At 62.0% G+C, this 20,764-nt stretch carries 19 protein-coding genes; 9 read left to right on the plus strand and 10 right to left on the minus strand.

Features of this window, described 5'->3' with window-relative positions:
• The first annotated feature begins 9 nt into the window (after positions 1-9).
• From aceF to D0544_RS10785, 3 genes are all read left to right on the plus strand, one after another.
• Complete coding sequence (aceF, locus tag D0544_RS10775; RefSeq protein WP_125016073.1) at positions 10-1,608, plus strand: dihydrolipoyllysine-residue acetyltransferase; 1,599 nt, start codon at positions 10-12, stop codon at positions 1,606-1,608.
• 401 nt (positions 1,609-2,009) lie between these two features.
• Positions 2,010-2,699 carry a hypothetical protein gene (locus tag D0544_RS10780; protein ID WP_125016074.1) on the plus strand — a complete coding sequence of 230 codons (690 nt, stop codon included), beginning with the start codon at positions 2,010-2,012 and terminating at the stop codon, positions 2,697-2,699.
• Between the two features lie 113 nt (positions 2,700-2,812).
• A complete protein-coding gene (locus D0544_RS10785) occupies positions 2,813-3,463 on the plus strand; it encodes a DsbA family protein (protein WP_125016075.1) in 651 nt (216 codons plus the stop codon).
• Positions 3,464-3,746: 283 nt separating this feature from the next.
• On the opposite strand, the gene D0544_RS10790 is transcribed toward D0544_RS10785, so the two are convergent.
• From D0544_RS10790 to D0544_RS10820, 7 genes are all read right to left on the minus strand, one after another.
• Entirely contained in the window at positions 3,747-3,938 is a 192-nt protein-coding gene (locus tag D0544_RS10790) for a YgaP family membrane protein (RefSeq protein WP_341538852.1), read from the minus strand.
• 110 nt (positions 3,939-4,048) lie between these two features.
• Positions 4,049-4,726, minus strand: coding sequence for a Crp/Fnr family transcriptional regulator (locus tag D0544_RS10795; RefSeq protein WP_125016077.1), 678 nt, complete (start codon positions 4,724-4,726; stop codon positions 4,049-4,051).
• A gap of 2 nt (positions 4,727-4,728) precedes the next feature.
• The gene (locus D0544_RS10800) at positions 4,729-5,559 is read right to left on the minus strand and encodes a tetratricopeptide repeat protein (RefSeq protein WP_125016078.1); all 831 of its coding nucleotides are present in this window, start codon (positions 5,557-5,559) and stop codon (positions 4,729-4,731) included.
• A gap of 39 nt (positions 5,560-5,598) precedes the next feature.
• Positions 5,599-6,048 (minus strand): NfeD family protein, encoded by a 450-nt coding sequence (locus D0544_RS10805; protein WP_125016079.1) that lies wholly within the window; start codon positions 6,046-6,048, stop codon positions 5,599-5,601.
• Positions 6,045-6,983 carry an SPFH domain-containing protein gene (locus D0544_RS10810; RefSeq protein ID WP_207905860.1) on the minus strand — a complete coding sequence of 313 codons (939 nt, stop codon included), beginning with the start codon at positions 6,981-6,983 and terminating at the stop codon, positions 6,045-6,047. The genes D0544_RS10805 and D0544_RS10810 overlap by 4 nt, the downstream gene beginning before the upstream one ends.
• Before the next feature lie 42 nt (positions 6,984-7,025).
• Entirely contained in the window at positions 7,026-8,822 is a 1,797-nt protein-coding gene (gene tfpB, locus D0544_RS10815) for a type IV pilus assembly ATPase TfpB (protein WP_125016080.1), read from the minus strand.
• Positions 8,819-9,436: a CYTH domain-containing protein gene (locus D0544_RS10820; RefSeq protein ID WP_125016081.1), complete on the minus strand. Its 618-nt coding sequence runs from the start codon at positions 9,434-9,436 to the stop codon at positions 8,819-8,821. The genes tfpB and D0544_RS10820 overlap by 4 nt, the downstream gene beginning before the upstream one ends.
• 204 nt (positions 9,437-9,640) lie before the next feature.
• On the opposite strand from D0544_RS10820, the gene D0544_RS10825 reads away from it, so the two are divergent.
• The 4 genes from D0544_RS10825 to argA all read left to right on the plus strand — a co-directional run bounded on the left by D0544_RS10825 (position 9,641) and on the right by argA (position 14,265).
• Positions 9,641-10,321 carry a TIGR00153 family protein gene (locus D0544_RS10825; protein ID WP_125016082.1) on the plus strand — a complete coding sequence of 227 codons (681 nt, stop codon included), beginning with the start codon at positions 9,641-9,643 and terminating at the stop codon, positions 10,319-10,321.
• A 20-nt stretch (positions 10,322-10,341) separates the two neighbouring features.
• Positions 10,342-11,619: an inorganic phosphate transporter gene (locus D0544_RS10830; RefSeq protein WP_125016083.1), complete on the plus strand. Its 1,278-nt coding sequence runs from the start codon at positions 10,342-10,344 to the stop codon at positions 11,617-11,619.
• Between the two features lie 125 nt (positions 11,620-11,744).
• The gene (gene argE / locus D0544_RS10835; protein ID WP_125016084.1) at positions 11,745-12,905 is read left to right on the plus strand and encodes an acetylornithine deacetylase; all 1,161 of its coding nucleotides are present in this window, start codon (positions 11,745-11,747) and stop codon (positions 12,903-12,905) included.
• Between the two features lie 52 nt (positions 12,906-12,957).
• The gene (argA, locus tag D0544_RS10840; RefSeq protein WP_243647318.1) at positions 12,958-14,265 is read left to right on the plus strand and encodes an amino-acid N-acetyltransferase; all 1,308 of its coding nucleotides are present in this window, start codon (positions 12,958-12,960) and stop codon (positions 14,263-14,265) included.
• Positions 14,266-14,269: 4 nt separating this feature from the next.
• Here argA and D0544_RS10845 read toward each other — a convergent pair whose 3' ends face one another.
• Positions 14,270-16,492: a tRNA(Met) cytidine acetyltransferase TmcA gene (locus D0544_RS10845; RefSeq protein ID WP_125016085.1), complete on the minus strand. Its 2,223-nt coding sequence runs from the start codon at positions 16,490-16,492 to the stop codon at positions 14,270-14,272.
• A gap of 132 nt (positions 16,493-16,624) precedes the next feature.
• Here D0544_RS10845 and ilvD point away from each other — a divergent pair, with 132 nt between their 5' ends.
• Positions 16,625-18,475, plus strand: a complete 1,851-nt coding sequence (gene ilvD / locus D0544_RS10850; RefSeq protein ID WP_125016086.1) for a dihydroxy-acid dehydratase — start codon at positions 16,625-16,627, stop codon at positions 18,473-18,475.
• Between the two features lie 52 nt (positions 18,476-18,527).
• Here the strand turns inward: ilvD and D0544_RS10855 are convergent, their stop codons facing one another.
• Positions 18,528-19,154, minus strand: a complete 627-nt coding sequence (locus D0544_RS10855; RefSeq protein ID WP_125016087.1) for a LysE/ArgO family amino acid transporter — start codon at positions 19,152-19,154, stop codon at positions 18,528-18,530.
• Between the two features lie 100 nt (positions 19,155-19,254).
• On the opposite strand from D0544_RS10855, the gene D0544_RS10860 reads away from it, so the two are divergent.
• Entirely contained in the window at positions 19,255-20,154 is a 900-nt protein-coding gene (locus D0544_RS10860; RefSeq protein ID WP_125016088.1) for a LysR family transcriptional regulator ArgP, read from the plus strand.
• Positions 20,155-20,160: 6 nt separating this feature from the next.
• Here the strand turns inward: D0544_RS10860 and D0544_RS10865 are convergent, their stop codons facing one another.
• The gene (locus tag D0544_RS10865; RefSeq protein WP_125016089.1) at positions 20,161-20,670 is read right to left on the minus strand and encodes a dihydrofolate reductase; all 510 of its coding nucleotides are present in this window, start codon (positions 20,668-20,670) and stop codon (positions 20,161-20,163) included.
• Between the last annotated feature and the right edge of the window lie 94 nt (positions 20,671-20,764).

Consider the following 20,764-nt stretch of genomic DNA (forward strand, 5'->3'; position numbering starts at 1 on the left):
AACCCAGATATGAGCGACGAAATTATCAAAGTACCTGATCTCGGCGGCGACGGCGAGATCATCGAAATCAGTGTGCAGGTGGGCGACCAGATCGAAGCGGAAGATGCCATTATGGTGGTCGAGTCCGACAAAGCCAGCATGGAAGTACCCGCACCCCGTGCAGGTACCGTTACTGAAATACTGGTCAAGGTAGGTGACACCGCCAGCGAAGGCGTCCCCATGATCAAGCTCTCCTCAGAGGGCGATGTGGCCGCGTCCGACGACAAGGAAACGGCAACCGAGGAGCCGGCCGCCGAAAAGGAACAGGAAAAGGAGCCTGCTCCCGAGCCTGCAGAGGCAGCACCGGCCAGCTCTTCCGAGAAGCTGGTCAAGGTCCCCGACCTGGGCGGCGACGGAGAGGTGATTGAGGTCTGTGTCCAGGTGGGAGACAAGCTGGAGGCGGAGGATGCCATCGTAGTGGTGGAATCCGACAAGGCCAGTATGGAGGTACCCGCCCCCTTCGCCGGAACGGTCACCGAAATCCTCATCAAGCTCGGTGATACCGCTACCGAAGGGGTTCCCCTGGTCAAGCTGATGACCCAGGAGGCGGCGCCCAAGGCCAGCGCCCCGGCGGCCGCCCCCCAGCCCCAGTCCAGCGAACCCAAGGCCGCTCCCGAAGCAGCGCCTGCCCAGGCGCCGGTGGACTCCGGGATCATCACCACTCGCAACAAAAAGGTCCATGCCGGCCCCGCCGTGCGCCGAATCGCCCGCGAGTTTGGTGTCGACCTTGCGGAAGTCAAAGGCAGTGGTCCGCGCGCACGCATCCTCAAGGAGGATGTGCAGGCGTTCGTTAAGAAGCGCCTGCAGCAACCTGCCGCAGCGCCGACCGCCGCCACAGGAGGCAGCGGTATACCCGCCGTGCCTGCGATCGACTTCAGCAAGTTCGGCCCGATCAAAGAGGTTGCCATGAGCCGCCTGCAGCAGGTCGGCGCCGCCAACCTGCACCGCAGCTGGCTCAATGTGCCCCATGTGACCCAGTTCGACGAGGCCGACATCACCGAAATGGAAGCCTTCCGCAAGGCGCAGAAGGCCCAGGGGATCAGCATGACCCCCCTGCCCTTTATCATCAAAGCCTGCACCACCGCCCTCAGGCGCATGCCCCAGTTCAATGCCTCCCTCAACCCTGATGGCACTGCCCTGATCTATAAGGAGTACTGTCACATCGGCTTCGCGGTGGATACCCCCGACGGTCTGTTGGTGCCGGTCATCCGTGACGCTGACAAGAAGGGGCTCAAGGAGCTGGCCGAAGAGATGTCCGTACTGGCGGGCAAGGCGCAACAGAAGAAGCTGTCGCCAGCGGAGATGCAGGGAGCCTGCTTCACCATCTCCAGCCTGGGCAGTGTGGGAGGGACCGCCTTCACACCGATCGTCAACACCCCCGAGGTAGCAATCCTGGGCGTCTCCAAGGCCAGTATCAAACCGGTGTGGGACGGTAACGCCTTCCAGCCGCGCCTGATGTTGCCGCTGTCCCTCTCTTACGACCACCGGGCCATCAACGGTGCCGACGCGGCGCGCTTTACCACGCTGCTTAGCGCCCTGATGGGTGACATTCGTACCCTGCTGCTGTGATCCTATTGCTGTAAAGAGGTCCTGCCTCTTCTTGCCCCGCCCCCACTCAGGTGCGGGGCTTTTTTATGCCCAGGGACGGGCGGTATGCCGCGGGGCCAAGGATGGCCAGGAGCGGCTTATGTACAGGATGTACGGTATGGCGCGAGAGCCATGGATGGCAGTAGCGCCTTATGCGCAGGATGTACGGGCCGGCAGTCTTGCTCCTGCACGACCGGCACTCCCCACTTCCATGTAGGTCGTATAGCGCGATAGCCCGTGATGGGCCGGGGCGCTAGCGGCACTCCTGCCCGACCGGGGCGCTTCCCAATAAAGGCCGGCAGGGAACCTCAACGCCCCGGGGCCCTCCAATTCATCTATAACGAATAGGGAAACCACACCGAACAGGCACCGAACCCAGCACCATGAACCTGCTCACTCCCATGCCACCGCTGTTTTTTGTGGCCAGCCTGCTGCTCTCGCTGGGCTCCATCCTGCTGGCGCTCCGACTTGCTCCCTGGCGCGCCCTGCTGCGAGTGCCCATCAGGCAGCACCTCTGGCTCGGCTCCATTCTGTTTCTGGCGCTGTTCTGGTCTCTGAATGTGAATGTGTCGGGTTTTTTTGCGCTTCACCCATTGGCCATTGCCACCCTGGCGATCCTCTTTGGCTGGTCCCTGGCGGTGCTTGCCGGGGCCATGGCCTCCGCCCTGTGGCTGCTGATCAACCCCATTTTTAGTAGCCAGGCCCAGGGGTTGTGGAGCAACTTTTTCAGCGACCACCTGCTCTCAGTGGTGGTTCCCGTCAGTGCCAGCTGCCTGTTGGCCTATTGGGTGGGCCGTCTGCCCCGCAAGAACCTGTTTGCATTTACCCTGGGGGTTGGTTTTTTCGGCTCCATCGTCGGCATTTTGGCCACACTACTGGTCAGTGCCGCCCTCATGTTCAGCCTCGCCAGCGAAGCGCAGTGGCAGCTCTATGCCGATAAGGCGATCTTGCTCCTGTTTCTTGCCTTCGAGGAGGGGGTGATCAACGGCATGATGATCACTCTCTTTACAGTGCTGACACCGGACCTGGTCAAAACATTCGATGATCGTGCTTACCTTGACCAACCCCCCTGAGCACTGCGCCACACTAAGCGTAAAGCGATCGTAAATATGATGCTTTTCCCTTTTGTTCGCGCTCCCATCACGGGATAATCTTCTCCCTTAGGAGAAACAGCAGGGCGGTTCCGATGAAAAAACAGAAACGTGTGGTGCTGGTAGCTGCTCTTGTGCTGCCCGTACTGGTGGTTGTAGGCCTTTGGTTCGCCATGACGCCGCCTGCAGAAACACCCGAGCTCTCCGCCGCTCGCGCCGAAGCCCTGGTGCGCCCCCACTCCCCTGTTCTAGGCAGCTCCCGCGCCCAGGTCACCCTGGTGGAGTTTCTGGACCCCGCCTGCGAAACCTGCAAACTGTTTTACCCTGAGGTAAAGAAACTGCTTGCCGGTCACGCTGGCAAGGTAGAGCTGGTGGTCCGCTACGCCCCTTTCCACCGGGGCTCCGACACTATGGTCAAGATGTTGGTTGCCGCCCAGCGGCAGGGTAAGTTCTGGCCTGTGCTGGAGGTGATGCTGGAGACCCAACAGCAGTGGGCCATTAATCATCAGGCGCACCCCGAACTGATGTGGCCGCACCTGGGTGGACTCGGGCTGGACATAGAACAGCTCAAACAGGATATGAAGGACCCCGCCATCGACGCCATTATCCAGCAGGATCTGGCGGATGCAGCCACCCTGGGGGTGAAAAAGACACCCGACTTCTTCGTCAATGGGCAGCCACTGCCCCGCTTCGGCTACCAGGAGCTCCGTGACCTTCTGCTGGATGAGGTGAACCGGGTTTACTGAGGCTTGATGTGCCGGCCTGAAGGCCGCCGCTTCATCCCTGGGCCTAACTCTCGGCCCTCCCTGGCTCTCGCGCCATACGACCTACAGGGATGTGGGGAGTGCCGATTGCGCAGAAGCACCGCCATCGGCCCGCCCATTCCTTTGATCGTTATCGGCATCCCTGCCTATCGCGATCTACCTACCTCCTTGTAGGCAATAAAAAAGGCCAGCATAGGCTGGCCAAAGAAGACAACCGCCGGGCTATTCGCGGACCCGGCAGCGCTTTAAAAACAGCAAAACCGAATCAGGACTCGCAGCGCTTGCAGGTGCTCAACCCAAGAATGCGATAGAGCGGGCAGAAGCTGATGGTGCCGGTCAGCAGTGGCACCAGTCCGACCCAGCCCCAAGGGGTCTGGGGACCCACAAATACCAGGCTCAGCAGGGCCAGGCCAACGATGACTCGCAGCGCGCGATCAAAGGTTCCAACGTTACTCATTATCCACTCTCCTATGCGGGGACATCGACTGAACAGGATGCAAGCATAGGGGGCACCGAGCCTCGGCTCAGTGACTTTCTCACACTGGGAACAGGTTTAGGGCATAGGTATTACTGTGAAAGCAGCAGATCAATGCGCTGCTGCAAGCCCACTGCATCGATCACCTCAATGCGCCCACGCCCCAACTGCAGCCACCCATTGGACTCGAAATCCTTGAGGTGCCGACTAACCACTTCGCGTGCGGTGCCCAGCTCCTCGGCAAGGTTCTGGTGAGTCAGTCCTATCTGCTGGCCTGCATTGCGCACCAGGTAACGGGCCAGACGGACATCGATCCTTTCGAAGGCGATCTGTTGTACCAGCGTAATCAGACGTGACAATCGCTCACTGTAGGTATTGAACACGAATTCCCGCAGGGCAACCGACTCCTCCAGCGCCCGCTCGAAGACCCGGACGGGGATTGCAACCGCTTTGAGCGCCGTTTCACTGACCCCTTCGGCGGGGTAGGGGGAGTGGGCGAAAAGGCAGGAGGTAGTTAGCACACAGGATCCACCATCGTCGATATGGTAGAGCACGATCTCACGCCCCTGTTCGGAGCGGGCAAACACCTTTACCGACCCCTCGAGCACAATCAGGTAGTTATCGCAGGCGTCCCCCTGCCGGAACAGGGTGGTCTGCGCCGGCACCTCCACCAGCATCGCATTTTCCAGCGCACGGGCTGCCGCGGCGTCCGCCAATAGTTTGGCCAGTGCGGGTATCTTTTCCAGTGCAGAGGGGCTGAAGGGCTGCATTTTTACTCCTGAAGCTGTTTGATCAGCGCGGTTAGACTCTTGCTCAACTCGGCGGCGGCCTTGTCATCCCGGCGAATTTCAAGCCAGGTTTTTCCACTGACCGGATGGGCGATCGAACAGAGGTTCTTCGCCCGATCACAGCGCGCTTCCACGTAGGGGTTGATGCCGAATACCCGGAGTTTCGCATTGCTGTACTGGTAACCGTTTTCACCGGCGCGCCTAAGGGTCACCATCAACTCCCCTCTCTGAGGTACCGACAACTGGTAGAGGTGATCATCAGCCCGGTCCAGGTTCAGCACCCGGCTATCGCGCACGACGAAGTTACGCAGCAGTCCGTTGATGTGGAGTAACAGCGCCTCCTGGGTCGAATCGGTCAGGTAGAGGCTCTTTAGCTGTTGCATCCAGGTATCCGCTTGTTGCGTCCCGGCATTAACGACTGAGGCCCGATCGGGTTCAGGGCTGGCCAGGGGCTTGGCCTCGCGCTCCTCGATCAGGGTCAGCAGCTCGAGGGCATCCCGATAATACTCCCCCTCTTTCTGGGTCTGCTGAAGGTACTTCTCCAGGGTTTCCCGAGCCAGCTGCAGCTTCCCATTGTGGTGGAGCACTTCACCGTAGACGTAATAAAACTCCGCCGGGGGGGGGATCTGCAAGGCGACGGCACGCTGCAGGTACTGCTCAGCCTCCCTGAAATTACCCAATCGCACATGGCGCTGGGCTGCCAGCAGATAGCGGTCCATCTCCATTTCGGGTGACAACGCCTGCGCCGGCATAGCGGGCAGCAGCACCAGCAGGACTACCCCTAGCGTTCGTGTAATGATCCCCTGTCTCTTCATTGCCTTGGCCTCCCCCGCCCACCTCAATATCCGTCAGGCCTAGCGCCTGACCGCTTCGACCCGCAGTACCAGATCCTCGAGTCCCACCACCTTCACCAGGGTGCCCTTGGGCAAGTCCTCCCCGCTGACGCTCCAGAAGCTGTCATCGACACGGATCTTGCCCCGCCCCTGGCGTATCGGCTCCCAGAGTTCAAACTCACGACCTATATAGGCGCGGCCACGCTGGTTAAGCCCTTCGCTGGCATCTCCCGCACGATTACGCTGGGCGTACCACCAACCCACGGCGGTCGCCAGCGAGAGGAGTGCAAAGGTTAGCCATTGAGTCTCCCAGCCCATGCCCGGCACCACCCACTTGATCACCCCCACCGTCGCCGCCGACAGGCCGATCCACAGCAGGTAGCCTCCCGCCCCCAGTACCTCGAGCACCAGCAACAGAACCCCCAGCCCCAGCCAGACCCAAAAGCTGACCCCTTCCAGAAGCGCGATCAAGCCTTGGCCTCCGGGTTCTTCTCCTGCAGCGCCGTCTTTAACAGGTCGCCGATGCCGGCCACGCTGCCGATCACTGCGCTGGCTTCCAGCGGCATCATGATCAGCTTGCTGTTCTCCGCACTGCCAATCTGTCCCAGTGCATCCACGTATTTTTGCGCGATAAAGTAATTGATCGCCTGCATATCGCCGCTGGCGATCGCACGGGAAACCATATCGGTCGCCTTCGCCTCGGCTTCCGCCGCTCGCTCGCGCGCCTCTGCAGCGAGGAAGGCGGCCTGCCGTTCCCCCTCGGCCTTGAGGATCTGCCCCTGTTTCTCACCCTCGGCGGTCAGGATCTCTGCCTGCCGCTTACCTTCTGCAGTGAGGATGGAGGCCCGCTTCTCTCGCTCCGCCTTCATCTGATTGGCCATGGCGTTCACCAGGTCCTGGGGCGGCGTGATGTCCTTGATCTCGATCCGCGTCACCTTGACCCCCCAGGGATTGGTGGCAGCGTCCACGGTCACCAGCAGGCGCTCGTTGATCTGGTCACGCTGGGAGAGCATGGCGTCCAGCTCGAGGGAGCCCAGCACGGTGCGGATATTGGTCATGGTGAGGTTGCGAATGGCGTGTTCCAGCCCACTCACCTCGTAGGCGGCCTGGGCAGAGTTCACCACCTGGTAGAAGCAGACCGCATCGATGGTCACCATCGCGTTATCCCGGCTGATCACCTCCTGGGGAGGGATATCCAGCACCTGCTCCATCATGTTCATTTTGTGACCGATCTGGTCCATCACCGGCACGATGATATTGAGCCCCGGCTTCAGGCTACGGGTAAAGCGCCCAAAGCGCTCCACCGTCCACTGATACCCCTGGGGAACCGACTTGACCCCCATAAATACGATCGAGAGGAAGAACATCACCACCAGGGCGATGACGATCAAAGATTCCGTTACCATGCTGATTCCCTGTTTTCTGTGCCGACCCTTGGCCAGCGGCTCCTATTCGCGGACCTCGGCACTGCGGTCCCGCTCCTGCTCAGGGGTCACCCGCAACACCTCGGCTATGGTGGTAACCCCCTGGGCCACCTTCTGCGCCCCACTGAGACGCAGGCTTTTCATTCCTTCGCGAAACGCCTGGCGCCGCAGGGCGGCCAGGTCACAACGCTCGTCGATAAGCTCCTTGAGATTATCCACCAGCGGCATGATTTCGTATACGCCTGCCCGCCCCCGATAGCCGGTCTGTCGACATTCATCACAGCCCACCGGTTCAAACATCTGCTTGGGGGGGGGCAGCTTCCAGGGTCGGGTCAAACTTCGCCAGGCCGCCTGGTCCACCTCAGCAGACCGTTTGCACAGGGGGCAGAGCGTCCTCACCAGGCGCTGTGCCATCACCCCGTTGATGGTGGATTTCACCATGTAGGGGGGTATACCCAACTCCAGCAGGCGACTCACCGCAGAGGGCGCATCGTTGGTGTGCAGGGTCGAGAGCACCAGGTGCCCGGTGAGCGCCGCCTGCATCGCCATCTCGGCGGTCTCCAGGTCACGGATCTCGCCAATCATGATGATGTCCGGGTCCTGACGCATGAGAGCGCGCACGCCGCTGGCGAAATCGAGACCGATGGAGTGGTGAACCTGCATCTGGTTAAAGGCGGGCTCCACCATCTCGATCGGGTCCTCAATGGAGCAGACGTTGACCTCGGAGGTCGCCAGCGCCTTTAACGAGGAGTAGAGCGTAGTGGTCTTTCCCGAGCCGGTGGGTCCGGTCACCAGCACAATCCCGTTGGGCTGGTTGATCATCCCCTGCCAGCGGACATTATCCTCCCGCCCCAACCCCAGCTCAGAGAAACTTTTGAGCAGTACATCGGGGTCAAACACCCGCATCACCAGCTTTTCACCAAAGGCCGTGGGGAGCGTCGACAGGCGCAGTTCCACCTCATTGCCCTCCAGGCTTTTGGTCTTCAGGCGGCCATCCTGGGGCTTGCGTTTTTCGGCCACATTCATGCGCCCGAGGATCTTGATACGGCTGGTCACCGCGGCATTCACCTTGGCCGGAAAGTCGTACACATTATGCAGCACACCATCGATACGAAATCGCACCTTGCCCTGCTCCCGCCGGGGTTCAATATGGATATCGCTGGCACGTTGCTCGAAGGCGTATTGCAGCAGCCAGTCGACGATGTTGACGATGTGCTGGTCATTGGCGTCTGGCGCCTGCAGGTTACCCAGCTCCAGCAACTGCTCGAAGTTGCCCAGGGTGCGGCTGTGACCCGCATCCTCGCCCACGGCGTGGGAGACCGATTGCGAAAGTTTGAAAAACTCGGCGGAATAGCGGCGGATATCGGCCGGATTGGCGACCACCCGTTTAATCTCACGCCGCAGCACATGGCGCAGGTTCTCCTCCCAGCCCCGCATGAAAGGCTGGGCACTGGCAATGGTGACGGTCTCGTCGTCCATCTCCAGCGCCAGAATCTGGTGGCGCTCTGCAAAGGCCTGGGACATCAGCGGGATCACCCGCTGCACATCCACCTTAAGGGGGTCGATATGGTAGAGGGGCTGGCCAGCCCACTCGGCCAGCCAGCGGCTCAGGTAATCAAGATCCAGCGGGCGATCACTGCCATCATGGCGGGTAAAACCATGCCCCGCGACAAACTCCAGCGGATGCAGGCGCGACTGGCTGGAGGCCCGGGGGCGTGCCAACACCTCTTCGGCCTGATCCGGCGTAATGATGTTTTTCGCCATCAACTGCCGCACAACCGCAGACAGGTCGAGCAACTGCTCGTCCACCATCACTTTCATTCTGGCTGCCCCATCAGCCGATAGCCGCGCTGCGCCTTGCTGGCATCACCCGGCACCAACTCCACCGTCTTCGACAGCAGGTCGGCCACCTCCTGCAGCGCCCGCTCATCGCCCGCCTTAAGTTCCAGCTCCAGCTCACAGATCGGCAGCTGTCGTCCTCCCGCTACTACCTGCCCCTGATCCAGCGCCACCTCGATCAGGCCCGGGTTCTCTCCTGCCCACTCCAGCAGCCAGCACTCACGCTCGAAGTCGGTATTGAAACAGGGCAGCAGGTTGGCCTTGATGCGCTCATCCAGCGGCCAATGCTGCTCGTCGAGCAGCTCGAGATCGATGGTTTCGCTGGCCAGAGGCCACTCCCACTCCTCCCGCCGACTCAGCCCACCGCTGCGCTCCCCACTGGTTTTCAGCGTTTGTATATAGCCCGATGCGAGGTGGCGCACCCTCAAGGCGACCCGGTTAGCGCGCAAATCAAACTGTGGCGTATCGTAGTAACAGTTCAGCAGGCGTTGGCTCCCCTGGTATTGCGCCTGCTCGGACTGCAGAAGTGGATGGCTGCGCAGAGGCTCGACCTGGTCGGGCGACAGCAGTAGTTTCAGTTCCGTTTCCAGCGCCATAACTCTGTTTTCCTTGAGATTTCAGGATAAAAACCATGCTAACAAGGGTACTTGCGCTACCCTTGTGTTACCAGTGTAAATGCCGCAAAAATCATGATCGACAATAATGGCCAGCAGGGCTCGCCGTAATTTCTGCCCCGAGGGACTGGCCACCCATTGACCAGATTCGTATACTTGCGCCCACTTTAAACAGGACCCTTTATTATGGTTGCCAACTCACCCTTTTCCAGAATGTTCGGACGCTCCCCGATCGGCCCGATCCAGGAGCATATCAGCAAGGCGCATGAGTGCGCCGAACAACTGCTACCCTTTATCGATGCGGCCATGGCCGGCGACTGGGAAGAGGCCAAGCGCCTGCAGAAGGCGCTGTCGGCGCTCGAAGAGGAGGCCGACCGCCTTAAGAAAAACGTGCGTCTGTCGCTGCCCAAGAGTCTGTTTCTCCCCGTTCCCCGTAACGACCTGCTGGACATAGTCACGGTGCAGGACAAAGTGGCCAACCGCGCCAAAGATATCGCCGGCCTGATGCTGGGCCGCCAGATGATGGTGCCCGCCCCCCTACAGGGTGCTTTTCGCCGCTATCTTGAGCGCTCCATCGAAACCTCTGCCCAGGCGGTCAAAGCGATCCACGAGCTGGACGAGCTGCTGGAAACCGGTTTCCGCGGGCGCGAGGTCAGTGTAGTCGAGGCGATGATCGAAGAACTCGACAAGATCGAAGGCGATACCGATGACCTGCAGGTCGCGCTGCGCCGGGCGCTTTTCAAAATGGAGCAGGATCTGCCACCGGTGGATGTCATGTTCCTCTATCGTGTCATTGACTGGGTGGGGGATCTTGCTGATCGCGCCTCCCGTGTCGGATCTCGCCTGCAGTTACTGCTGGCCCGTTAACGAATTCGGATACAAAGCTTATGAGCATTATCGCTGAACACGCCACACTCCTGCTGGCGATGGCCTGCCTCTTTGGATTTTTCATGGCCTGGGGTGTAGGCGCCAACGACGTGGCTAACGCCATGGGAACCTCTGTTGGTTCCAAGGCGCTCACCGTTAAACAAGCGATCATTATCGCGATCATCTTTGAATTTGCCGGTGCCTTCCTCGCCGGGGGTGAGGTAACGGCCACCATCCGCAAGGGCATTATTGACCCCTCGCTACTGGCCGACACGCCTGAACTACTGGTGTACGGCATGCTCGCTTCACTGCTGGCAGCAGGTATCTGGCTACTGGTCGCTACCCACTTCGGCTGGCCGGTCTCCACCACCCACTCCATTGTGGGCGCCATTGTCGGCTTTGCTGCTGTGGGGATCTCCATGGAGGCGGTGGCCTGGGGCAAGGTGGGCACCATCGCCGCCAGTTGGGTGGTCTCTCCCCTGCTGGCGGGCACCATCGGCTTTTTCACCTTTATGAGCGTGCAGCGGCTGGTGCTCGACACCAAAAACCCCTTCGAATCCGCCCAGCGCTATGTACCGATGTACATCTTCATTGTGGCCTTCCTGATCAGCATGGTGACCATGGTTAAAGGGCTCAAACACATCACCGCCTTCAAGGCGCTGAATCTGAACTTTTTCCACGACGCCATGATCTCTGTGGGCATCGCCACCCTGGTCACCCTGATCGGTATCTCCATGCTGCGCAAGATCAAGATGGTACCCAGTGAAAACAAGGACTTCCACTTTACCAGTGTGGAGAAGCTGTTCGGCGTACTGATGATGTTCACCGCCTGCGCCATGGCCTTCGCCCACGGCTCCAACGACGTGGCTAACGCCGTTGGCCCCCTCGCGGCGGTCGCCAGCATAGTCTCCTCCGGTGGTGAAATCGGTGCCAAGAGCGCCATGCCGATGTGGGTCCTGCTACTGGGCGGCGGAGGTATCGTTGCTGGCCTGGTGATGTACGGCCACAAGGTGATCGCCACCATCGGCACCAACATCACCGAGCTGACCCCCAGCCGCGGATTTGCGGCCACCCTGGCCGCTGCCGCCACCGTCGTTCTGGCCTCCGGTACCGGACTGCCCATCTCCACCACCCACACATTGGTGGGGGCCGTACTGGGCGTGGGCATCGCACGGGGTATCGGCGCGCTGAACCTGCGGGTCATCGGTACCATTTTCATGTCCTGGATCGTGACCCTGCCTGCAGGTGCCGGCCTGGCCATTCTCTTCTTCTTCCTCTTCAAGGGTATCTTCTCCTGATACCGCGCTGGGCCGGTGGTCAACCACCGGCCCTTCCCTTCCTGGGCGTATTGCCCTAGTCGATCACACAGCCCCTATGGCACACTGGCAACGACCCATTGTTGGGTTGTTGACTGGAGCCATGGATGCCAACCACCAAGCTGCCACCCCTGCTACCGCTTTTAGCAAGGCTGATCGAACTTCCCTCCATCAGCTGCACCAACCCCCGGCTGGACCAGGGTAACCGTGCCCTCATCGACCAGTTAGCCCAATGGTTTGAGTCCCTTGGCTTTACCATCGATATCCAGCCCCTGCCGAACCAGCCACATAAAGCCAACCTGATTGCCACCCTGGGCAGTGGCCCCGGCGGTCTGGTGCTGGCGGGTCACACCGACACCGTGCCCTGCGATGAATCCCTCTGGAGCAGCAACCCCTTTAGCCTGGCCGAACGCGACCAGCGACTCTATGGCCTCGGGGTGTGCGACATGAAGGGGTTCTTTCCCCTGGTGATTGAGGCGATCCGTGAGCTGCCCCTGAACCGCTTGCAACAACCGTTGGTGATTCTGGCCACCGCCGATGAGGAGTCCTCCATGGCGGGCGCGCGCGCCCTGGCTAAGGCCGGCAAACCCAAGGGGCGCTTTGCCCTGATCGGGGAGCCTACCGGCATGCGCCCGGTGCACATGCACAAGGGCATCATGATGGAGCGCATCCATATCCAGGGGCAATCGGGTCATTCCAGCAACCCCTCCCTGGGCCGCAACGCCGCTGAGAGCATGCAGCGGGTGATGGCCGAACTGATGCGCTTCCGGGCCGAGCTGCAGCAGCAGTACCACAATGAGTTGTTTGAGGTACCGGTGCCCACCCTCAACCTGGGCTGCCTCCACGGCGGCGACAACCCCAACCGTATCTGCGGCCAATGCACTCTGGAGTACGACCTGCGCCCGCTACCGGGCATGCAACCGGCCGAGTTGCGCGAGATGATCCGCCAGCGCCTGCAGCCCATCGCGGCCGCCGACCAGGTCAGCATCCGTGTTGAGCCGATCTTTGACAGCATCATGCCCTTCGCTACCGCGACCAGCTCCGAGCTGGTGACCGCCTGCGAACAACTCACCGGCTACAGCGCCGAGGCGGTCGCCTTTGCGACCGAGGCCCCGTTCCTCAGCAGTCTGGGCATGGATACCCTGGTGCTGGGACCCGGCGATATTGACCAGGCGCACCAGCCCGATGAGTTTTTGGCGTTGGAGCGCATCAACCCCATGGTCGATCTGATCCGATCCCTGATCCGCCGCTTCTGTCTGCAGCCATGACGGGTATAATCATCTTGCCTTCCCATTGTTCAACGCCAGCAGGACCGCCAGCGTGAAGATATCCAGCGCCGAGTACGTCAACTTTTTTCGCCACTCCTCCCCCTACATCAATGCACACCGGGGGCGCACCTTCGTGATCCACCTCGGGGGGGCAACCCTTGCCGATGAAGGCTTCAGCACCATTGTTCACGACATCGCCCTGCTTAACAGCCTCGGGGTTCGCCTGGTGCTGGTGTTCGGCGCACGTCCCCAGATCGAGCAGCGGGTAGTAGAGCGCGGCATCAACTGCAGGTTTCACCATGGTGTCCGCCTGACCAGCAAAGAGGTACTGGAGTCGGTCAAGGATGCCGTTGGCAGCCTGCGCATCCGTATCGAATCGATGCTGTCCATGGGGTTGGCCAACTCGCCGATGCACGGCGCCCGCATCCGCGTGGTCTCGGGGAATTTCGTCACCGCCAAACCCCTGGGGGTGGTCGATGGCATCGATTTCCAGCAGACCGGTGAGGTGCGCCGCATCGACCGCGAGGCGATCACCCAGCTGCTCAACGACGGCTATGTGGTACTGCTCTCCTGCCTGGGCTCCTCCCCGACGGGCGAGGTATTCAACCTGCCGGTGGAGCAGGTCGCGACCGCTACCGCGGCGGCCCTCAAGGCCGAGAAGCTGATCCTGTTCGGCGCTGGCAACGGCATCTGTAATGCCGAGGGGGAGCTGCTACGGCAGATGCGGGTGCAGCAGGCCCGCACCCTGTTACCTGCCCTTGAAGATGAGCCCAAGCAACTGCTTGAGGCGTCGATCAATGCCTGCGCCCAGGGGGTCAACCGCTGTCATATCATTGGCCACGGCACCGACGGCGCGCTGCTGCAGGAGCTCTTTACCCGCGACGGGGCCGGCACCCTGGTCACCCAGCAAGGCTACGAAGAGACCCGCCAGGCCACCATTGAAGATGTCGGCGGCATCCTGGAGTTGATCCAGCCGCTGGAGGAGCAGGGGGTGTTGGTACGCCGCTCGCGCAAGCAGCTGGAGCAGGAGATCGACCTGTTCACCGTGATCGAGCGTGATGGCATGATCATCGGTTGCGCCTCGCTGCACCCCTTTACCGACGTCCGTTGTGCCGAGCTGGCCTGCGTCGCCATTCACCCCGACTACCGTCAAGGCAGCCGTGGAGACCTGCTGCTGGAGTACGCCGAGGAGTTCGCCCGCCGACAGGGAATCGAGCGGCTGTTTGTGCTCACCACCCGTACCGCCCACTGGTTTGTCGAGCGGGGCTTTGGCGAGATCCCGGTAGAGCAGCTGCCGGAAGCCAAGAAGCAGATCTACAACCTGCAGCGCAACTCCAAGGTGTTTGAAAAGCAGCTGTAGCTTTTTAGTGGGTCGCGCCTTCCAGGGCCCGGGCGCGCAAGGGCCGTAGCTCGCCCGGCAACAACCGCTCCAGCTGGCGCCCGTAGAGCTCACGCAACCGTTGCTGCAGCTGCTGGCGCCCGCTGCCGGGAAAAACGGTCGCCAACGCCTTCCAGCTCTTCCCCTCCAGCACCTTGCCCAACAGCAGCGTCCGCTCCTCTTCGCTCACCGGCTCCAGCAGACCCTGCGCCAGCCACTCCTCAAGCGCTGCCTTGAGGGTCGCCATGCAGGTTTCGTAGAGTCGCTGGCCATCGGCAAAGCTGATCAGGTCACGCCAGTGCAGTATCCTCGCCTCGGCGGGGGTCAGCGGCGCCTCACCGGCCGCCCCCGCGCGCAGGCGCTGCGCCAGCTCGGCGTCGAGATCGGGGTATAGCTCGACCATTTGGCCGGGAAACTCGGCGGCAAAGCGGGCCACCCCCAGATGGATCATGCGGCAACCATCGGCGCTCAACCCCTTGCCCACCATCACCGAATGGGTACCACTACTGGCTTCACGGCTCACCCCAAGGCGCAGCGGCCGAAGCCCCGCCCGAAGCCAGAAGGGGAGCAGGCGCGTGGTCACGCCAAAGCTGGAGCCCAGGTAATCGCAACCGAGCTCCCTAGCCTCACGTTCCACCTCCGCCAGCAGCTGGCTCCCATACCCCCGGCTCTGGCACTGGGGATGAATGGCGATCCTCATGACCCGCAGGCAGCGCAGCAGGGGGGCCTGCCAGAGCCCACCGTGGGCAGCCAGGGACTGGGGCAGCAGGTGCCCCCGTGGACGCCGCCTCCCGAGCCAAATCTGCTGCCCCAGGGGGCGGTCAAAGCCCCCCTCGAGCGAGATCAGGGCCGTGCCCAGCAGTTGCTGGCCCCGCTCGAGCAGGGCGATCCTCAGGTTGGGACCATCCAGAAGGTGTCTCAAATCAGAGGCGCTGGTGCGATAGTGAGCCATTACCAACAAACCAAACAGCCGGCGCAGTAGGGGACCCTCCTCCACCAGTTGGGACTGGCTGACCCAGCGCACAGCCAGCGGTTCCGCTGTCTCAGCGCGCCATTCACAATCGGCATCCAATAACAGGCTATCGAAACACCAGCGCTCCAGTGGGTCCCCATCGGCCCAGCGGATCGGCTGCTGCAGCCTGATCTCTCGCCATCCGGGCCGGCGACGCTCAAGCACCTGCTGGAAGCGCAACGCAAAGCCCCGCCCTGAGCCCTCGTAGCCGTGAATGGTGGAGGCGTACACCAGCGCCGGATAGTGATCCAGCATCGACTCCAGCAGCGGCGCCGGGATTGCGGCCGCCTCATCCACCAGCAGCAGCTGTGCGGCGGGGCGCTCCTGCAGCAGCTCATCGGGTGCACAAAACCGCAGACGCCCCTGGCCCCACTCGAGATCACCCCGGCTCGCCTCCAGCCCCAGCCGCCGACGCGCATTTTCAAACAGGGAGTCGGCGGCGGCGCGCCGCGGAGCGCATACCAGGATCTCCTTCACTCCGGCCTTGAACAGGTTGGCCGCGGCAATGCCCAGCGCAGCGGATTTACCCCGCCCGCGATCGGAGCGGATCACCAGCGGCGGCACTCCAGGCGTGCGGGCAACCCGCTCAATGGCCTCCACCGCCTCCCGCTGCCCGGGCGTCAGGCATCCACTGTCGTCATGCAGCAGGGGGGAAGCGAGGAGCGAGGGGGCAGGGGGCATAGCCGGCAGGGGCGCCCCCTCCTCCAGCAATAACAGATGGGGGCTGCGGTGAACCTGCCGGGCCATCCAGCGCAGGAACTGACCTCGGACCGCCTCTGGCTGCAACGGCCACACCGCCAGACGCTCGTAATCGGGATCGGGGAAGTCAGGCCACTGGGCCAGGGGTGGAACCAGCAGTAGCATCAAACCGCCGCCCATCACCGCACCGCAGGCGGCCCCCAGGGCGTCGGGGTGCAGTCCACTCCAGCCATCGAACACCAGCAGCGCCCACTCGCTACCCAAAAGGGCTCCTGACTGGGTGGGGGCAATCCGGGTCGCCTCGGGGAGCGTCTCCCCTGTACCCACCCAACAGGCCCGAGGGCTGCGGTTATCGGCTAACAGATGCTGGCACAGCAACCGCGCCTGCGCCTGCCCCCATTCGCGCCCGCCGCTAAGGACCAGCAGTCGGCGCTGGCGGGTCGCCGCCGCCTGGCTTTGGAGGGAACGACAGAGGTCAATAAAAGCGGCTTCCGCCATTACCGGGCTGCTCCACAGGTGAGTTCGCGCCCCATTCTACACCAGCGCTGGCGCTGCGCGCTGTTTTCCCCCTCTGTGCATCCTGCTATTCTAGGCAGCCATAAAAAACCATACTGCTGTGCAGGAGCTACCATGCCGGATTATCGTTCCAAAACATCCACCCACGGCCGCAATATGGCCGGTGCTCGCGCGCTCTGGCGTGCCACCGGCGTCAAGGGCGAAGACTTCGGCAAGCCGATTATCGCCGTGGTCAACTCCTTTACCCAATTCGTCCCAGGCCACGTTCACCTCAAGGACCTGGGCCAGCTGGTTGCCCGCGAGATCGAAAAAGCGGGTGGCATTGCCAAGGAGTTCAACACCATCGCGGTGGATGACGGTATCGCCATGGGCCACGATGGCATGCTCTACTCGCTGCCCTCGCGGGAGGTGATCGCCGATTCAGTGGAGTATATGGCCAACGCCCACTGCGCCGATGCCCTGGTGTGCATCTCCAACTGCGACAAGATCACCCCCGGCATGCTGATGGCGGCCCTGCGCCTCAATATCCCCGCGGTCTTCGTTTCCGGTGGCCCGATGGAGGCCGGCAAGACCAAACTGGCGGGTGACCTGATCAAGCTCGACCTGGTGGACGCCATGGTCGCCGCCGTCGACCCCAATGTCTCCGACGCTGATGCCGCCGAGTACGAGCGCAGCGCCTGCCCCACCTGCGGCTCCTGCTCAGGCATGTTCACCGCCAACTCCATGAACTGCCTGACCGAGGCCCTGGGCCTCTCCCTGCCCGGTAACGGCAGTCTGCTGGCCACCCACGCCGACCGCGAACAGCTGTTCCTGGAGGCGGGACGCCGCATCGTCGATATCACCAAACGTTACTACGAAGGTAACGACGCCAGTCTGCTGCCCCGCAATATCGCCAACTACGCGGCCTTCGAGAACGCAATGACCCTGGATATCGCCATGGGCGGCTCCACCAACACCATCCTGCACCTGCTGGCCGCGGCGCAAGAGGCCGAGCTCGATTTCGGGCTGGCAGAGATCGACGCCCTCTCACGCAAGGTGCCTCAGCTGTGCAAGGTGGCACCCAACACGCCCCTCTACCACATGGAGGATGTGCACCGAGCCGGCGGCATTATGGCGATCCTGGGCGAGCTCGACCGCGCCGGCCTGCTCAATGCTGATATCCCCACCGTCCACAGTGCCACTCTCCGCGAGGCACTCGAGCAGTGGGACATCATGCGCAGCCAGGATCCCGCCACCCACAAATGGTACCTCGCCGGCCCCGCCGGCATTCCCACCCAGCAGGCCTTCAGTCAGGATTGCCGCTGGGACAGCCTCGATACTGACCGGGCGGGTGGCTGCATTCGTGACCTCGAGCACGCCTATTCCCAAGAGGGGGGGCTGGCGGTCCTGCATGGCAACATCGCCGAGAACGGCTGCGTGGTCAAAACCGCCGGCGTGGACGAAAGCATTCTGGTGTTTGAGGGCCGCGCCCGGATTTTCGAGAGTCAGGATGCCGCCGTGCGCGGTATTCTCGATGACCAGATCGTCGCCGGTGATGTGGTGGTGATTCGTTACGAGGGCCCCAAGGGGGGACCGGGTATGCAGGAGATGCTCTACCCCACCAGTTACCTCAAGTCCAAGGGGCTGGGCAAGGTCTGTGCCCTGCTGACCGATGGCCGCTTCTCCGGCGGTACCTCGGGTCTCTCCATTGGCCACGTGTCCCCGGAGGCCGCTTCCGGGGGTGCCATCGGCCTGGTGGAGGAGGGGGACCGGATCCTTATAGACATCCCCGCCCGCACCATCAACCTGCAGATCAGCGACGAGGAGATGGCCGCTCGCCGGGCCGCCATGGATGCCAGGGGTCGCGATGGCTGGAAACCGACTCAACCCCGCGAGCGCAAGGTGAGCACCGCCCTCAAGGCCTATGCCGCGATGGCCACCAGCGCCGACCGCGGCGGAGTGCGCGACCTCAGCCAACTCGACTAGCGCGCATGCCGGCACACCCACAGGGCGCCCCTCAGGCGCCCTGTTTTTTTGGTTAGTTCCCCACCCCGGCCAGCTCAATCCCCTTGAGGGCCAGTTTCAAGGCCAGGAACCACATCAGCAGCCAGACCCCGATATCGACCAGTTTCCATACCAGAGGGCGATCGAGCCAGGGGGCCAGCCTGGCCGCCCCCAGCCCCAGCCCGTAAAACCAGAACAGCGAGGCGCAGACTGCCCCGAGGGCAAAATAGAGCCGTTCATCGCCCTGGTATTGCCCGCCGATGGAGCCCAACACCACCACCGTATCGAGGTAGACATGGGGGTTCAGCAGAGTCACCGCCAGCGCTCCGGCCAGTACCGAACGCAGGCTGCTGAGCGGAATGCTGGACTCCCGCAACTGCTGGGGCTGCAGGGCACTGCGCAGCGATAGCCCGCCATACCAGGCCAGGAACAGCGCACCGCCCCAACAAGCAACCTGAATCCACAGTGGGTTACTGGAGACCAGGGTGCCCACCCCCATCACCCCCACCAGGATCAGCACCAGATCGCAAACCGCACAGAGGGTCGCCACCCAGAAGGGGTAGCGTCGGCGCAGACCGCTGGTGAGGACGTAGGCGTTCTGGGCCCCGATCGGGATAATCATGCTGGCACCCAGCCCCAGCCCGGTTAAATAGGCACTCATACTCGCCCGGCTCCTTCAGGTTGTTCATCACTGGCTTCAGCATAAAGAGGAGGCATGATAAATTAAAACTAATAGCACTAATGGTTTATTAATTTTTATTATGATGGATTACAAATTGGTGGAGGCCGTTGCGGCGGTGATCGAGTGCGGCGGTTTCGAAAAGGCCGCCCAGCGCCTTAACCTCACCCAGTCTGCGGTGTCCCAGCGGGTGCGGCTGCTGGAGGAGCGAATGGCGACTCCGCTGATCATCCGCGCCACACCACCCCAGGCCACCGACAGCGGCCTGCGCTTGCTGCGTCACTACCAACAGGTGCATACCCTGGAGCTGAGTCTGGTGGATGAACTCTCCCCCCAGGCCTCGGCCCAGTACAAAACGCTCTCCATCGGGATCAACGCCGACAGCCTGGCGACCTGGTTCCTCGACAGCATTGCCGACGAATGTCGCCAGCAGCGCCTGCTACTGGACCTGCACAGCGCGGACGAGAGCGTGACCCTGGGCATGCTACGACGGGGACAGGTGATCGGCTGCATCAGTTCCAGCGCCGAGCCGATCCAGGGCTGTCGTATCGAGCCCCTGGGGCGCATGGCCTACATCGCGGTGGCCACCCCGGCGTTTATCCGCCACCATTTTCCCAGGGGCGTCTGCGCGGAGGGGCTTCGCGGCGCCCCCACGGTGATTTTTAACCTCGACGATCGGCTGCAGGAACGTTACCTGCAGCAGCATTTCCAGCTGCAACCCGGGGAATACCCCCACCACCTGCTGCCCTCGACCCAGGCTTTTGCCGATGCCGCACAGCTCGGTATCGCCTATAGCCTGGTGCCCCGGCTGCAGGTAGAGCGCCAGCTTCGCGAGGGATCCCTGCAGGAGCTGGCCCCCGGACGGGCTGTCTACAGCGAGCTCTACTGGCACTACTGGAATATCCGCAGCCCGCTGCTGGATCGCCTCAGTCGTACCCTGATTCGCGAGGCAGGCTCGCGTCTGCTGCCCATAAAGGGCTAGACCGAGTTAGGACTCAGCCCGGTCGAGCACCAGGTAGCTGTATCTCAAGGGAGGCTCATCTTCGCTGAAGTGATCCTCCCGTTGTACCTCCCGCCACTGGGCCGGATCGAGTTCAGGAAACCAGGCGTCCCCTTCAAAGCTCTGGTACACCCGGGTCAGATAGATCCTTTCTGCCTTTGAGAGCGCCAACCGATAGATCTGCTCGCCACCGATCACCATCATCTCCGGCTGGCCATTGATCAGACCGACACTCTCGGCCCGTTCAATCGCCTGCTCCAGACTCTGCACCACCTGGACCCCCTCGGGCTGGTAGTGAGCGTTCCGGCTGATCACGATATTGGTTCGTCCCGGCAGTGGCTTGCGCAGGGACTCGAAGGTTTTGCGCCCCATAATGACCGGTTTGCCCAGGGTCACCGCTTTGAAGTAACGCAGATCACCGGGTAGGTACCAGGGCAGTTTGTTATTGATGCCGATAGCTCCATTTTCAGCTACCGCAGCGATCATCGCTATTTTCATAGAGGCGCTCATCCGGTCAAAGAGGTGGGCGCAAGGATAACCAGCGTGTTGACTGCAAACAAGAGTGCACTCGAGCGTTGTTTCTGTTCTAGAC

Origin of the sequence: Aestuariirhabdus litorea (assembly GCF_003864255.1) — a bacterium.
Taxonomy (GTDB): domain Bacteria; phylum Pseudomonadota; class Gammaproteobacteria; order Pseudomonadales; family Aestuariirhabdaceae; genus Aestuariirhabdus; species Aestuariirhabdus litorea.

Bases quoted from the DNA above. Each gene is read 5' to 3' on its own strand.
- tfpB (WP_125016080.1), bottom strand. From the start codon at position 8,822: ATGAAAGTGATGGTGGACGAGCAGTTGCTCGACCTGTCTGCGGTTGTG.
- aceF (WP_125016073.1), top strand. From the start codon at position 10: ATGAGCGACGAAATTATCAAAGTACCTGATCTCGGCGGCGACGGCGAG.
- D0544_RS10810 (WP_207905860.1), bottom strand. From the start codon at position 6,983: ATGGTAACGGAATCTTTGATCGTCATCGCCCTGGTGGTGATGTTCTTC.
- D0544_RS10865 (WP_125016089.1), bottom strand. From the start codon at position 20,670: ATGAAAATAGCGATGATCGCTGCGGTAGCTGAAAATGGAGCTATCGGC.
- D0544_RS10800 (WP_125016078.1), bottom strand. From the start codon at position 5,559: ATGAAGAGACAGGGGATCATTACACGAACGCTAGGGGTAGTCCTGCTG.
- D0544_RS10845 (WP_125016085.1), bottom strand. From the start codon at position 16,492: ATGGCGGAAGCCGCTTTTATTGACCTCTGTCGTTCCCTCCAAAGCCAG.
- D0544_RS10795 (WP_125016077.1), bottom strand. From the start codon at position 4,726: ATGCAGCCCTTCAGCCCCTCTGCACTGGAAAAGATACCCGCACTGGCC.
- D0544_RS10825 (WP_125016082.1), top strand. From the start codon at position 9,641: ATGGTTGCCAACTCACCCTTTTCCAGAATGTTCGGACGCTCCCCGATC.
- ilvD (WP_125016086.1), top strand. From the start codon at position 16,625: ATGCCGGATTATCGTTCCAAAACATCCACCCACGGCCGCAATATGGCC.
- D0544_RS10785 (WP_125016075.1), top strand. From the start codon at position 2,813: ATGAAAAAACAGAAACGTGTGGTGCTGGTAGCTGCTCTTGTGCTGCCC.
- argE (WP_125016084.1), top strand. From the start codon at position 11,745: ATGCCAACCACCAAGCTGCCACCCCTGCTACCGCTTTTAGCAAGGCTG.
- D0544_RS10780 (WP_125016074.1), top strand. From the start codon at position 2,010: ATGAACCTGCTCACTCCCATGCCACCGCTGTTTTTTGTGGCCAGCCTG.
- D0544_RS10790 (WP_341538852.1), bottom strand. From the start codon at position 3,938: ATGAGTAACGTTGGAACCTTTGATCGCGCGCTGCGAGTCATCGTTGGC.
- D0544_RS10855 (WP_125016087.1), bottom strand. From the start codon at position 19,154: ATGAGTGCCTATTTAACCGGGCTGGGGCTGGGTGCCAGCATGATTATC.
- D0544_RS10860 (WP_125016088.1), top strand. From the start codon at position 19,255: ATGATGGATTACAAATTGGTGGAGGCCGTTGCGGCGGTGATCGAGTGC.
- D0544_RS10830 (WP_125016083.1), top strand. From the start codon at position 10,342: ATGAGCATTATCGCTGAACACGCCACACTCCTGCTGGCGATGGCCTGC.
- D0544_RS10820 (WP_125016081.1), bottom strand. From the start codon at position 9,436: ATGGCGCTGGAAACGGAACTGAAACTACTGCTGTCGCCCGACCAGGTC.